This is a genomic window from Dolichospermum sp. UHCC 0315A (assembly GCF_008121535.1).
In the GTDB taxonomy this organism is placed as follows: Bacteria; Cyanobacteriota; Cyanobacteriia; order Cyanobacteriales; family Nostocaceae; genus Dolichospermum; species Dolichospermum lemmermannii.
The window spans coordinates 353,323-366,674 of sequence record NZ_CP043056.1; the positions used below are offsets into that span (position 1 = coordinate 353,323).

Annotated in this window: 13 protein-coding genes; 8 read left to right on the plus strand and 5 right to left on the minus strand. The window is 37.4% G+C overall.

All coding sequences use genetic code 11. The features are described from left to right. Positions 1-23: 23 nt before the first annotated feature. Positions 24-698: an AMIN domain-containing protein gene (locus BMF77_RS01735; RefSeq protein ID WP_246863044.1), complete on the plus strand. Its 675-nt coding sequence runs from the start codon at positions 24-26 to the stop codon at positions 696-698. Between the two features lie 102 nt (positions 699-800). After that, positions 801-1,529, plus strand: coding sequence for a Bax inhibitor-1 family protein (locus tag BMF77_RS01740; RefSeq protein ID WP_148760161.1), 729 nt, complete (start codon positions 801-803; stop codon positions 1,527-1,529). A gap of 134 nt (positions 1,530-1,663) precedes the next feature. On the opposite strand, the gene BMF77_RS01745 is transcribed toward BMF77_RS01740, so the two are convergent. From BMF77_RS01745 to ubiE, 3 genes are all read right to left on the minus strand, one after another. Further along, entirely contained in the window at positions 1,664-2,206 is a 543-nt protein-coding gene (locus BMF77_RS01745; protein ID WP_148760163.1) for a DUF3172 domain-containing protein, read from the minus strand. 329 nt (positions 2,207-2,535) lie between these two features. Continuing rightward, positions 2,536-3,774, minus strand: coding sequence for a DUF445 domain-containing protein (locus BMF77_RS01750; protein WP_148766737.1), 1,239 nt, complete (start codon positions 3,772-3,774; stop codon positions 2,536-2,538). A 54-nt stretch (positions 3,775-3,828) separates the two neighbouring features. Then, a complete protein-coding gene (ubiE, locus tag BMF77_RS01755) occupies positions 3,829-4,518 on the minus strand; it encodes a bifunctional demethylmenaquinone methyltransferase/2-methoxy-6-polyprenyl-1,4-benzoquinol methylase UbiE (protein WP_148760165.1) in 690 nt (229 codons plus the stop codon). A gap of 202 nt (positions 4,519-4,720) precedes the next feature. Here ubiE and BMF77_RS01760 point away from each other — a divergent pair, with 202 nt between their 5' ends. From BMF77_RS01760 to BMF77_RS01780, 4 genes are all read left to right on the plus strand, one after another. Then, positions 4,721-5,806, plus strand: coding sequence for a RuBisCO accumulation factor 1 (locus tag BMF77_RS01760; protein WP_148760167.1), 1,086 nt, complete (start codon positions 4,721-4,723; stop codon positions 5,804-5,806). A 430-nt stretch (positions 5,807-6,236) separates the two neighbouring features. Then, complete coding sequence (locus tag BMF77_RS01770) at positions 6,237-7,304, plus strand: serine/threonine-protein kinase (protein WP_148760169.1); 1,068 nt, start codon at positions 6,237-6,239, stop codon at positions 7,302-7,304. Between the two features lie 170 nt (positions 7,305-7,474). Continuing rightward, positions 7,475-8,719, plus strand: coding sequence for a serine/threonine-protein kinase (locus BMF77_RS01775; protein ID WP_148760171.1), 1,245 nt, complete (start codon positions 7,475-7,477; stop codon positions 8,717-8,719). Positions 8,720-8,902: 183 nt separating this feature from the next. Then, positions 8,903-9,121 carry a hypothetical protein gene (locus BMF77_RS01780; protein ID WP_148760173.1) on the plus strand — a complete coding sequence of 73 codons (219 nt, stop codon included), beginning with the start codon at positions 8,903-8,905 and terminating at the stop codon, positions 9,119-9,121. An 87-nt stretch (positions 9,122-9,208) separates the two neighbouring features. Here BMF77_RS01780 and BMF77_RS01785 read toward each other — a convergent pair whose 3' ends face one another. Further along, entirely contained in the window at positions 9,209-9,952 is a 744-nt protein-coding gene (locus BMF77_RS01785; protein ID WP_027402478.1) for a Uma2 family endonuclease, read from the minus strand. Between the two features lie 88 nt (positions 9,953-10,040). Further along, a complete protein-coding gene (locus BMF77_RS01790; protein ID WP_148760175.1) occupies positions 10,041-10,763 on the minus strand; it encodes a Uma2 family endonuclease in 723 nt (240 codons plus the stop codon). Between the two features lies 1 nt (position 10,764). On the opposite strand from BMF77_RS01790, the gene BMF77_RS27155 reads away from it, so the two are divergent. Continuing rightward, positions 10,765-10,926, plus strand: a complete 162-nt coding sequence (locus tag BMF77_RS27155; RefSeq protein ID WP_210422280.1) for a hypothetical protein — start codon at positions 10,765-10,767, stop codon at positions 10,924-10,926. Between the two features lie 6 nt (positions 10,927-10,932). Next, entirely contained in the window at positions 10,933-13,212 is a 2,280-nt protein-coding gene (locus BMF77_RS01795) for an ATP-dependent helicase (RefSeq protein WP_148760177.1), read from the plus strand. The last annotated feature ends 140 nt before the right edge of the window (positions 13,213-13,352 follow it).

Sequence of the window (13,352 nt, forward strand, 5' to 3'; positions counted from 1 at the left end):
CTATATTGAAGCACCACCAAATTATGAAAACAATAACTAATAAAATTCTTCCATCTATCGGGGTAAGTTTATGTGGTTTAATCACCCTTACCCCCAATATCAGTATTGCCCAACCAATCGCACAACTTAATAATTGGGAATTTAACCCCAAATCCCAGCAGTTAGAAATTAATATCTCCGCAACTGCAACACCCCAATATTTCTACCTAATTCAACCACCACGTCTGGTTCTCGATTTACCTAATACTAAACTCGGTAAAGTCCTCACCCAAAAAGAATATGCCGGGGCAATTCAGAAAATTCGTATTTCTCAACTTAACGCCAATATTACCCGCATAGTTCTTGATCTAGCACCAGGAACCAAATTCCAACCCAACCAAGTACAACTTCAACCTCTTTCTCGACAAAAACCCACGCGCTGGGTATTCAATCCTCATCTTACCTTTTCTCCCGCTAACAGTCTGTTAACAAAACCCACTACCACCCTACCACCATCCACAAACCTCACAAGCAACTCCCAACAACCCTTAATCACCGTCCCACCCCTAAATTCTCAAAACCCGTCACCAATCAACAATTCACCCCTACCTGCTGCCATGTTTCCCACACCTGAAGAAAACAAAAACAGTTCCCCCAATCACCCTAAAGAAATTCCCATTATCGAATTTGGTCAACCTTTACCCAGCCAAAAATTTTAGGTTAACAGATTTACCGACTGGTTTCTCCACCCAAAAATTTGTAACAATAGAAATTAGCAAGTTATTTTCTTCAGTTTCCATCTTTTTTGGCAGTTTTTAGATATGAGTAATTCCAGCAACTTTCGTGAAGCTTTCCGTGAGGCCAGAACTCATGGCATCGTTGGTCCCAATGTTATCGCTAACGCCCTCCCCTATGTCGGTGCTGGATTGGTGCTGACAGCATTCGGAACTTATGGTGGTTTAGGTGTTATCCGCAGTAACCCTGGACTCTTTTTTCCTACCTTCATTGGGGCGGTAATTCTCGAATTAATTTTGTTCTTCGTTGCCCAAAATGTCGCATCAAAAGGTAACAAAGCCCTAGCCTTACCCCTATTGGGTATTTACAGTCTATTATCTGGATATACCCTAAGTGGCTTGGTATTTGTAGCTTTGAGAACCCAAGGGGTAGGTATTCAAGGTATTGCTATTGCTGCTCTAAGTTGTGGTATTACTTTCATTGTTGCCCGAAAAATCGGTTCTAACCTTTCGGAAGCAGACGGTATGGCTTTGACAAAAACCATTAGTTTAGGCATTGTGGCCTTATTGGTGGTTTGTCTGCTCCAATTTGTCTTTGCCTTGTTTGGCGTTTATACACCCAGTTGGTTAGAAATTGGTATCTCTGGTATAGGTGTATTTCTCTTCGCAGGAGCATCAGTAGTTGATTTCTACATCTTGCCTCGTACCTACCGCAATGATGAATATTTACCAGCAGCTTTGTCAATGTATCTCACCTACATTAACTTATTCGTTTTTATCTTACGCTTGCTCATTGCTATCAATGGTCGTGATTAAGTATCTGTAAGCATAGAAAACTAAAACTGATCAGGAAAGAAGAAAAGTGAAAGAAAAATCTTCTTTCTTTCTTCTTCCTTCTTCTTCTTTCTTCTTCTTTCTTCTTCCTTCTCCTGACTCGGTGACTCCCATATTTAAAATCTTTCCGTATCTTGTGGACTTCCCACAGCACCAGGTTGAGATAAAAAGAAATTTTGAGCCGATTCATTTTGATAAATACATCTAATATCTGGCTTTTCACTATTTAAGTCCCCTGTAAAGCCAAAGGTATTAAGACGATTTTTACATTCTCGTACCTGATCTGATGTTACAAGTTTTTTATTTTCCAAAATTGCCCAGTTATTTTGACGAATTACACATCCAGGGCGGATATTTGGCTGGGCAACAAAGACATTAAAGGGATTAAGAGTGACAAAGAGTCTAGCATCCATCACCATGGCACTAGATCCAAACTGCACACAAATCTCAGGATTTGGCGCTCTAGTGTCAATGAACTCACGGGAAGCCACATTTGATGAACTCAATGTAGTTGTCGAACTAAACGCAATCCCAATCCCAATTCCCAAAATCATCACTCCTCCTAAAAGGGCAATGGTGGCGAAGTTAAACACCGGGGATTGGAACATAGAGGGTTTAGACGGATTAGTTGGTCTATTATTAGCAGATTTACGTCTCATTTTCGCTTTATTACCTTCATCCCAAGAGTGGTTTTTTAATTTCTCCCTTATTCAGTATGCCATTTAAGAGAGAATACCACTTCAACCCATTTTATTGATTCTTATCGAAACGAATTTACCATGAAATTTTCTTTATATTCACATATTAACTTGATATTGCCCTTGTAATACTACCCCTATTCTCTATTCATATAAGTTACATTTTGTTAAAAAAAATTAGATGCGTTTCCCCTGACGTATTGACCAGCAAGAAATTCGGGATTTGCTGATATTTTTTTAACTCTTACAAAAGTTAAATTTTTTAACTATTACCAATTACCAATTACCAATCACATAGATTGACTCAAAAATAAAAATCCTACTTGCAACAAACCGACAACAAAACCTAAAACACCACCTAAAGTGACAATTGCTTGTAATTCATTTCTGACAATTCCCTCAATAGCATCTTCCAGTTCAGCAGGTGAGGTGGCTTTTACTCGTTCCACAATTACTTGATCTATAGATAAAATAGGAATTGCTTGAGCAACAATAATTTCTAAATCTTTTTCTAGATACTTTTCTAAAATTAATGCTAAATCCCGTGCCACAACTTCTAAAGAATTGTTAACAACGGCTGAACTACTTAACCGATTTAACAACACAATAGAAATTCTTTCCCAATCAGCCGATTCTGTTAATTCTTTGAGCAAGTCCCTACCACTATTTTGGAGATATTCACGCACACTATCTCTAATCGTTTTTCGCAGTTGACGGACTGTACCAACAGGAAGATTTTGCAAAGATAAATTTTGTAATAATTCCTTAATGCGATCGCGCATTTTTAAATCTTTAATTAATTCTTGCAATCTTTTATTAGTTGCTTCCTTTTCATCTAAACAAAATGTCCGTAACCGAGTCAAAGTATTCTTCAACCCAAATAGATTTGCCACTACCCAATAAGTACCACTGGTTTTTTCTCGAAAACTCTCATCAATGGTTTGAATTGTCCGATCTGTTAAAAAATCAATAATAACTTGTCGTAATCTATCGGGAGGTAAAACTATCTCTAATAACCAATCAGCTAACCGGACAGATTGTTCTTCACTAAGTTGAAACTCTAATAATACCTTATCAAATATTTGGTTAATTTGCGTTTCTAAAAATGTTTCTTGTCGCGCTAAAACCTTCAAAAGACGTGGTAAAGATTCACCCAATAAATCACGTAAAACTCCCGCCAAAATCTTAGTGCTACGAGGGTTTTTATCACCTTTAACTTGATCAACTACCAGACGTAATAACCAGAAAATTCCGCCTTGTAGTCGTTCAGGTTGCAGGAGTCTCCGCGCCAGATTTTGCATTTCCTCTGGAGTCAGTAGCGATTTCATAATCGCATTAGCAATATTTTGTCCTAACCGTTCCTGATTACTAGGAATTAAACCTGGCGTAAACGGGACTTTTTTCCCAAAAACATAAACTGCTTTATAGGGACGAAATAACATCTTTATGGCTATGTCGTTGGTATAATAGCCAATTAATCCACCCAGGATTGGGGGTGAGATATACAATAAAATTCGAGACAAATCCACAGGCTTTTGGATTAGGTAATGGGTAGTGGGTAATAGATAATGGGTAATTACCAATCATCTAATTACTACTAATACTCCCATCATACCGTTAGCAATGGGATAGTGTGTGACATCCAGAAAACCAACTTGATGCGCTAATTCTATTTGCTCTTTCCCAGTAGGAAAGCGGTCTAAACTGGGGCTAATATAAGCATATTCGTCTTTTAAGCCGAGATTAGTCGCCATGGGAACTACAAGATTATCTAAATACCATTGTTGCACTGCGCGGAACTGTTGATTGTGGGGACGATGAAAGTCTAAAATCGCGGCTTTAGCTCCTGGTTTGAGAACACGGTATATTTCTTGGAGACTACTAGGAATATCTTTAACATTTCTTAATCCATAACCCATAGTGGCTGCATCAAAATAATTATCATCAAAAGGTAAATTTAATACATCTGCTTCTACCCAATTAATAGGAGGTAGGGGATAGTAATTTTTGCAGCGTTCTTGAGCAGTATTCAATAAATTGGCAGAAAAATCAACTCCGTAAACTTGGCCTGTTACCCCTACATGACGTGCTAACCGAAAACTTAAATCACCACTACCGCAGCACAAATCTAAGCCAGTATCACCAGGTTTAGCTGCGCTCCATTTGACTGTCATTTCTTTCCAAAGGCGGTGTTGTCCCCAGCTTAATTGATCGTTAAGTTGGTCATAAACAGGAGCAATACGATTAAATATAGCGCGGACTTCGTTACTCATTTGTTGAGGGAGTAGGGAACATTAAGTTTTTTGGCACTTTCAGGGGTTAGGCGTTGACAGCGAACTTGGTTTATATATCTCACTTATTTTTTCTGACTATTTTCATAATTAAAACACACATAATAGAAGAATATAGTTTCCCAACTTTATATTTCTTCGCACTCATCAGACAGTATTAACTTTAAAGACGCACTTTTTAATTATGACCGAAACACAGCCCAATCTTCAAAATCCTGCACAGGATACAGCACAGACAGCCACAGAATTATTAGTCAAGCTGAGACAAAAACAGGGGACTTGGGTGGAATGGGGACAAGCGATCGCTTACCTGCAAAAAAACGGTTACAATCCCCAAGATATCTTTGAAGCCACAGGATTTGAACAGATTCAACAAAATCAGGTGATTGTTGGCTCTCAGGTTTACAATTCTCTGGAAAAATGCGGCTCATCACCAGAAACATTAGCATATTACCAGTACAAAAGTAGTGATGTGTTATATGAGTTACGTGGACTAACTCAAGAAGACCGAGCCACGACTGCGGATTTGACATATCAATACAAACTTGATGCCGATGTAGTCAGGGATATAGCCAAAGCAGTGAAAGACTATTCTTGGTTTCCTAGTTTACCAGAAGGTTTCAGTAAACATCCAGGAGATGCGATCGCTTATCAATCCTGGAAATACGCTAGACAAAAATCTGATTTATCAGAGCGATCGCGCTTAATTGCCAAAGGTTTACGCTTTGTTCACTCCGAAACAGCTAGAAAACAACTAGAACAACTGTTAATGGATTTTAGCGTTGCTCCCAAACTAGCTCCGCCTATTTTGCCATTTTATCGGCTAGAAATTGATGAAGACTTACCCCGGATTTTACCAGTAGTAGGTGAATTGCCATTAACTCCACAGGAATTAAAAGCCGTACCATTTATTACCGAAATTCAACCCTTTCGCATTGTTAAATTTGCCGGAGAACAAGCTTGGGTATCTTTACCAGGTTGGAAAGTGCTACTAAATGCCGAAGATCCTGTAGTTGTCATTGGTAAAAGCGATATTTTCCCCAACCCCCATCAAAACAAAGTTGAACCAATTATGATCGTTATAGATCGCGCTCAAAGAGAATGGGATATTTCCAATTACTTTGTGTTTGAAAACGGCGATAGTATTGACTTTCAATGGTTTGAAACCGCACCAGCAATTCCCTTGTTAGGAAAAATGATTGTTTTGGTTCGTCCTAAGAAAGTTCTCGATGAAGAATATACCAAAGATGCTTGGCAAATTGACGAGTAATGCAATAGGAGACTTCCAAGAAATAAATTATCCCAAGAAACGAACCACAGAGGCACAGAGTACACAGAGAGAGAATTTTTGCATCAGTTTTGGGACATTTTTTTATTTGGAAGTCTCTAGAAGTCACCGAGTCAGAAAGAAGAAATTAATTTAACAGTTTTGCGTAGATGTGTAAGGGTTTAGCAGTGCTAAACCCTTAACCGTACAATCAAGTAGTTAAGATATTTTTATTATATAAGCAGGTTTCATAGAAGACCAAGGGATTATTTTCTGTTGAAAGTTGATGAATTACGCATTGAAGATGTGATTCTTATATTAAGAATATGGCATGGGAAGGAGTTTCGTGATTTTGGGTAAAAACTGAAGCTAGATAGAGACTACACAAGCTTTTTGTGCTAAAATTAATCCAAGTATTTGGGGAGTTGCAAAAATGGCTTGGGTAGCAGGTGATCAGTTGCAAGGTGGAAAATACACTATTGAGAGAAAGTTAAAAACAGGACGATTTGGCATTAATTATATTGCTAAAAACAAACAGCACGATTTTCTGCTGCTAAAAACTTTAGATGTTAATTCACTTACATCTCTTAATCAATTAGAGAAAGAACGTTTAGAAACTATGTTTATGCGAGAAGCGGTAAAACTGACCCTTTGTCAACATGAACATATTGTCAAATTTTACGAACCTTTTAAAGAAGCAGGTTATTCATGTTTAGTAATGGAATATATTCCTGGAGAAACTTTAGATAAACTGGGAAAAATTTCTCCAGAAGAAGCATTAATTTATATTCAACAAATTGGCGCGGCTTTAACAATTGTACATCAACATCATTTAATTCATGGAGATGTACAGCCAGAAAATATTATTTTACGTGCGGGAAAATCTGAAGCTGTATTAATTGATTTTGATTTAGTTTTAGATTTTGATCATGAATTAACAACGCGACGAGTTAGGGAAAATGTCGAGGGTTTTGCATCTCTTGAGCTTTGCACTAAAAATACTAAACCAACCGCAGCTAGTGATATTTATTCCTTAGCTGCAACTTTTTATTATGCCATAACTGGTCAACTTCCTGAAACTGCTTTAAAACGTAAAATTGACAATAAGCGTTTAATACCACCACAAGAGCTTATTTCTAGTATCAGTAATGAATTAAATCTAGCAATTCTTAAAGGAATGGAATTAGAAGCTAAAAACAGACCAGAATCAATAGAATTATGGCTAAAACTATTAAATAGCAATTCTCACAATGCTAATGCAGAAAGTCAAAATGCCAATGCAAAAAATCAAAATGTCAATGCAGAAGGTCAAAATACTAATGCAGCAAGTCACACTAATAACGGAACGGAAAACAAACCTTCTGTAAATTGGGATAAAAGAATGCAGATTTTAACATTAGTTATAACTGCAATTGCAGCTTTTGGGGCTTTACTTCAAGGTATAGCTAGTTGGAACAGTCAAACAACACCACCTCCCAATCCTACTTCTACCAAAAAATAAACAGTTTTTAATAAATAAACAGCTTTTTTAAATTTAATGAAATACAAAGTTATCTTATCTGTGTTCATCTGCGTCTATCCGCGTTTAATTCTTTTTTGTATTTTACTTAAATCAGAATTGCTGTAATTTGCTACTCAAAATTAGTATTAATTTGTAAATCAGAGGTGTTTATGACTTTAGTAACAGGACAAAAATTACAAAATGGTAAATATATAATTCAGCAAGTTCTCGGACAAGGAGGATTTGGAATTACTTACCAAGCACTACAAGTTAATTTAAAGCGGTCAGTTGTCATTAAAACACCTAATGAATATCTGCAACATGATCCAGATTATGACAAATATATAGAAAAATTTATTGCAGAAGGGCAAATATTAGCAGAGTTATCTAAAGATCCTCATTCTCATATTGTTAGAGTAATTGAACTATTTCAGGAAGGTAATACCCATTGTCTAGTCATGGAGTTTATACCAGGGGAAAATTTGTTTCAGGCTGTCAAGCGTAGGGGAGCATTACCAGAAGCAGAGATTGTAACTTATATTCGCCAAATAGGGGAAGCTTTGATAGTGGTGCATGAAGCGGGTTTAGTACACCGAGATGCCCACCCTGGAAATATCATGCTACGAAATAATAGTAAAGCAGTTTTAATTGATTTTGGCATTGCTAAACAAATAATTCCTGCAACTCAGAGTTCAACAGATAAATCAGCCCATGAAAGATTTGCTCCTTATGAACAGAGATATAAAGGAAGTAGAGATCCACGAGTAGATATTTACTGTTTAGCTGCTAGTCTTTATTATGGAGTAACTGGTCAATACCCGACAAATTCTTTAGCTCGTAAACTTGATGATGAGTTATTAATTGCACCACAGAAAATTATTGTCACTATCAGCAACGAATTAAACCAAGCAATTCTTAAAGGTATGGCATTAGAAGCAAGAGACAGACCGGAATCAATGCAAGTATGGCTAGAAATGTTAAATTACAAGTCTCAAATTCCTAATGCAGAGAAAAAAGTTAGTAATGCGGCAAAAGAAAATGTTAATACATCTATAAAACTTGTTCGTGCATGGGAAACAATTAATAATGTAGAGGAGAACAATACTAATGTAGAGCCAAACATTGTTAATGTAAAAAAAGAAAATCTAACAGTAACATCTCTACCTCCAGTTAAGGATATTCATAAAAAAGAAGTTGTTTATCCTGAACCTACGATAGAGAAAAAAACTATTAGGAATAAACCAGATAGAACAGTTCTTTGGGTTTCGTTGACTATAGTATTATTGCTTTATTCTCTAATGGGCTACATCCTAACTGCCTTTAAGTTTCATCCGTTCCTAATTTTAGCTGGCACTTCCAACGTCGGCTTAGGTTTAGGATGGATAGTACACCGACTCTTTAAGCTGGTTGGATAGTTTGTATGATCTATACAAGAAGTAAATAGAAACCGTATTCTTGGGTAGAGTTAGATAAATGACCCTAACTTCCTTAAATAGCTCAAAAACCATCTGCGTTTATCTGCGTTTATCTGCGTTTGAATTACTCCATAAGTTATAATCTATTTAAATAAAGTCCATTAAATCAAGAGAACCTAGATTATGGTGACATTAGAAGAGGCAATTTTAACTGTTAATCAACTTCCTTTTGAACAAAGAGAAATGTTATTAGAAATTATTAAAAATCAAATGATTGAATCTCGTCGCGAAGAAATTGCTGAAGATGCAAAAAAAGCGATTTCAGCCTTTCACAGAGGAGAATTAAAACCTCAATCTATGGAGAGTATTATTGTTGAATTACAAGCAAGTTTAACAGCGTGATAGTTTATTTTGTAGTGAAAAGGTGATCGATCATTTGTTTCTACTCCCGTTAAATCCAAAATCGTCACCATTACATTTAATTTAATATTACGCTTCCGGTTCAATCCCCAAAGCCCGCAACTGTGCAGCTAAACGATCGCTTTTTTGACGTTCTAGTTCGGCTCTTTCATCACCATTCAACAACAAATTACCTTGGGAATCCCACCAACGCAGCCAAGGTAGTTCCATAGCCAGATACTCACCTTGCCATAAACCTAACTCCACATCCATAGGTTTAATTGGATAATGTCCCCGTTCATTTGCTGGTAATAACTGATATTGTCCACCAGTTAATTCATAAACCTCAAGACGGGCTTTCCTAACTTCATAAATGCCATAAAAAGCAGGGCGAATTACCTGTTCATAAATCCAAAATTTACCTTTCCAAGGAGTTTTATCTCTTTCTTCACTACCATTTCCAGAGACAAATTCTAAAACAATTAACGGGGCAATGTACTCTTGCCAAAGGACATAAGATCGCCGTATTTGCCCATTTAAGGTAGGGGGTACATTGGGGACATAAAACCAATCTGGAGCTTCTGCACCCCGTTCTGCTGGGTCAGTCATCCGCCAGTAGATACCGCTATCTTGACCTATGGCATATTGTCCGTCTGGATGGCGTTTTTGTAATACTTGTTGAATGGAGTCTGTCAGTAGATTGCTTTGAGGATGCTCCTGAAAATTTTTCACAAATGTACCGTCCGACTCTGGTAGTTGGGTATGATCTGGAAGAGAGGTTTCTGGGTAAGGGCGTAAGTCTTGATCTTCCTGGATATCAGTTGTAAAAGTCATTATGTCCTCCTGCTGGTGTGAGGTTTATTCTAGTTTAGCAAAATTAGTAAGGATTGCGACGCATCCTTAACTCAAAGTCCAAATAATATTACGCTTCCGGTTCAACTCCCAAAGCCCGTAATTGTGCAGTCAAACGATTCGCTCTTTCTTCACCAGTTAATAATAAATTACCTTGCAAATCCCACCACCGCAACCAGGGTAATTCTGCATTCTGATATTCACCTTGCCATAAACCTAACTCCACACCCATAGGTGTAATTGAATAATGTCCTCGTTCATTTGCTGCTAATAACTGATATTTTCCACCAATTAATTCATAAACTTCTATACTGGCTTTATTAACTTCATAAATGCCGTAAAAAGGAGTACGAATTACCTGTTCATAAATCCAAAATTTACCGTTCCAAGGAGTTTTATCTCGTTCTTCTGCTCCATTCCCCGAAACAAATTCTAAAACAATTGATGGAGCAATAAATTCTTGCCAAAGGACATAAGAACGGCGCATTTGCCCATTTAAGGTAGGTGGTACATTGGGGACATAAAACCAGTCAGGAGCTTCCGTACCGCGTTCTGGAGGGTCAGTAATGCGCCAATAGATACCGCTATCTTGACCTATGCAATATTGTCCGTCAGGATGAATTTTTTTCAATATTGGTTGAATGGAGTCTGTCAGTAGAATACTTTGGGGATGTTCCTGGAAGTTTTTCACAAATGTACCGTCCGACTCTGGTAGTTGGGTATGATCTGGAAGAGAGGTTTCTGGATAAGGGCGTAAGTCTTGATCTTCCTGGATATCAGTTGTAAAAGTCATTATGTCCTCCTGCTGGTGTGAGGTTTATTCTAGTTTAGCAAAATTAAGGTGTAAAGCGATCGCCCAGCGCTCCGCAGGCATCGTACGATGTAATAAACCTACCCCTGTAGATATTCCTCTCATTGAGGATATTAACTTAAATCAAATTACACAGCTTGTATAAAAACTAATGACTAATGACCAATCACCTCTTACTAAATTAACAGAGAATATCGCTACCATTCGCGCCCAACTGCGCCCAGGACAGACACAAATGGCGGATTGGCAATCAGGTCCATTGGCGGTGTCTGCTGTGCCTGGAGCGGGAAAATCAACGGGAATGGCGGCAGCCGCAGCGATCGCTATTGCTCGTCAATATGAGTATTATTTAAATACGGGCAATAAGGATTATAAACAGTTAATAGTTGTTACTTTTACCCGTTCTGCTACTGCTAATATTAAATTTAAAATTCGGGAAAATTTAAAAAAATTATCTTTACCACAAACAGGATTTGCAGTTTATACTTTGCATGGTTTAGCCTTAATTATCGCTAGTCGTCATCCGAATTTATCCGGGTTACAGTTAGAAAATGCGACTTTAATCACACCAAATCAAAGTCATAAATTCATTCGTACAGCCGTAGAACAATGGATTACTAATTATCCTGAAATTTATCTGCGCTTACTTGCAGGACAGCAATTTGATGGAGAAGAAACCGAAAAACTCCGTCGTCAGTCAGTGTTAAGAACGGAAGTATTACCAGATTTAGCTTATACGGTGATTCATGAAGCGAAAAGTTCAGGAATATCACCCGCAGATTTATTCAAGTGGAGTGAACAAACTTCAGATAAATATGGAATTTTGAAAGTTGCAGCCGGATTATATGCACAATATCAAAAAATCATGCAGTTGCAAGATTTCATTGATTACGATGATATGATTTTAGGGGCTTTAAAAGTTTTAAAAAATCCTAGTACCTGCCGAATTGAACAAAATAAAGTTTTTGCTGTTTTTGAAGATGAAGCTCAAGATTCTAGTCCCCTACAAACAGATTTATTAGAAATACTCGCTAGTCAAGAATTTGGAGATAACTTAGATAAATCAGCCTTAAATTTAATTAGAGTTGGTGATCCTAATCAAGCGATTAATTCCACTTTTACACCTGCTGACCCTATTTATTTTCGAGAATTTTGTGAAGATTGTCAAACTCAAGATAGACTGGCAGAAATGGATCAAGCTGGTCGTAGTACACAAATAATTATTGATGCGGCTAACTTTGCTTTAGAATGGGTAAATAATCAGGATTTTGCCAAAACTAATCGTAGACAACCACCATTTAGAATTCAGAAAATTCAACCAGTTAATCAAGAAAATGGCAATCCTGAACCTGTGGGACAAGGTTTGGAACTTTATACTCCTAGAGATATTCATCATACAGTTGAATTACTTTCCCAAAGAGCAATTGAACTATTTACAGAAAATCCCCAAGCTTGTGCAGCGATACTAGTGCGAGAAAATCGTCAAGGAAGATGGTTAGCTGCGGCTTTAGAACCAATATGCAAAGAACATAAAATTAAACTTTATGATGTGGGAGAAAAAGAACGCCGTTCTCATGTTCCTCAAGAGATCTTATCATTATTGCAGTTTTGTGAGCGTCCCCATTCTCCCGATTATCTCAAAGCTACTTTAGATGTTCTCGTCGAACGGCAATTAATTCCGACTCAAGATATTAACACTCTAGCTAGTCTACCCGAAGAATTTTTATATCCAAGTCTTTTAAGCGCACCCCAAATAGAAATAGTGCAAAAAGCAGCTCATCTTTGTCGGAGTTTACTTAGGGCTTATTTAGAACTACCATTTTATCAAATAATTTCTTTTTTTGCCTTAACTTTAAAATATGATCAAGCAGAATTGGCTACTGCTGATAAACTTGCAGAACGGGTAAATTTGCAAATTTTTGGGAATAGTTCTATGGGGGCAATGATATTAGCTTTAAGTGAAATTGTCAGTTCCGAAAGATTTGAATCTGTAGAACCAGAAAATGTGGAAGCACAATATACTAAAGCAGGGCAATTAACAATTATTACCATGCACAAAGCCAAAGGGCTAGACTGGGATTATGTATTTTTGCCTTTTCTTCATGAAAATTTAATTCCTGGCAGATTTTGGATTCCCCCCCAAGGACAATTTTTAGGTGATTTTACTTTATCAGAAGTCGTCCGCGCCCAAATTCGTGCGGGACTTCACAAAAAACCTATACCTGATATTCCTCAAGCTTGGGAAGAATCAAAATACCTGAAAATCGCCGAAGAATATCGCTTACTTTATGTTGCCATGACTAGAGCCAAAAAACTTTTATGGATGTCTGCGGATCAAAAAGCCCCCTTTACCTGGAGTAAACCGGAGAATTTACAAACATCAGCCCCTTGTCCAGTTTTTGCAGCTTTAAAACGGCAATTTCCGCGCTGAAATTGGGACGGGACTAAATTGACACTCTCAGGTCTAAACAATACCTTCTCCAAATTGGAAAAAGCCTTGATTTGTAGGTTGGGTTGAAGCATGAAACCCAACAAATGCGTTGGGTTGCGCTGTCGCTTAACCCAACCTAC

Coding starts and splice junctions, on each gene's coding strand:
- BMF77_RS01735 (WP_246863044.1), top strand. CDS start 24: ATGAAAACAATAACTAATAAAATTCTTCCATCTATCGGGGTAAGTTTA.
- BMF77_RS01790 (WP_148760175.1), bottom strand. CDS start 10,763: ATGACTTTTACAACTGATATCCAGGAAGATCAAGACTTACGCCCTTAT.
- BMF77_RS01740 (WP_148760161.1), top strand. CDS start 801: ATGAGTAATTCCAGCAACTTTCGTGAAGCTTTCCGTGAGGCCAGAACT.
- BMF77_RS27155 (WP_210422280.1), top strand. CDS start 10,765: ATGTCCTCCTGCTGGTGTGAGGTTTATTCTAGTTTAGCAAAATTAAGG.
- BMF77_RS01780 (WP_148760173.1), top strand. CDS start 8,903: ATGGTGACATTAGAAGAGGCAATTTTAACTGTTAATCAACTTCCTTTT.
- BMF77_RS01760 (WP_148760167.1), top strand. CDS start 4,721: ATGACCGAAACACAGCCCAATCTTCAAAATCCTGCACAGGATACAGCA.
- BMF77_RS01795 (WP_148760177.1), top strand. CDS start 10,933: ATGACTAATGACCAATCACCTCTTACTAAATTAACAGAGAATATCGCT.
- BMF77_RS01785 (WP_027402478.1), bottom strand. CDS start 9,952: ATGACTTTTACAACTGATATCCAGGAAGATCAAGACTTACGCCCTTAC.
- ubiE (WP_148760165.1), bottom strand. CDS start 4,518: ATGAGTAACGAAGTCCGCGCTATATTTAATCGTATTGCTCCTGTTTAT.
- BMF77_RS01745 (WP_148760163.1), bottom strand. CDS start 2,206: ATGAGACGTAAATCTGCTAATAATAGACCAACTAATCCGTCTAAACCC.
- BMF77_RS01770 (WP_148760169.1), top strand. CDS start 6,237: ATGGCTTGGGTAGCAGGTGATCAGTTGCAAGGTGGAAAATACACTATT.
- BMF77_RS01775 (WP_148760171.1), top strand. CDS start 7,475: ATGACTTTAGTAACAGGACAAAAATTACAAAATGGTAAATATATAATT.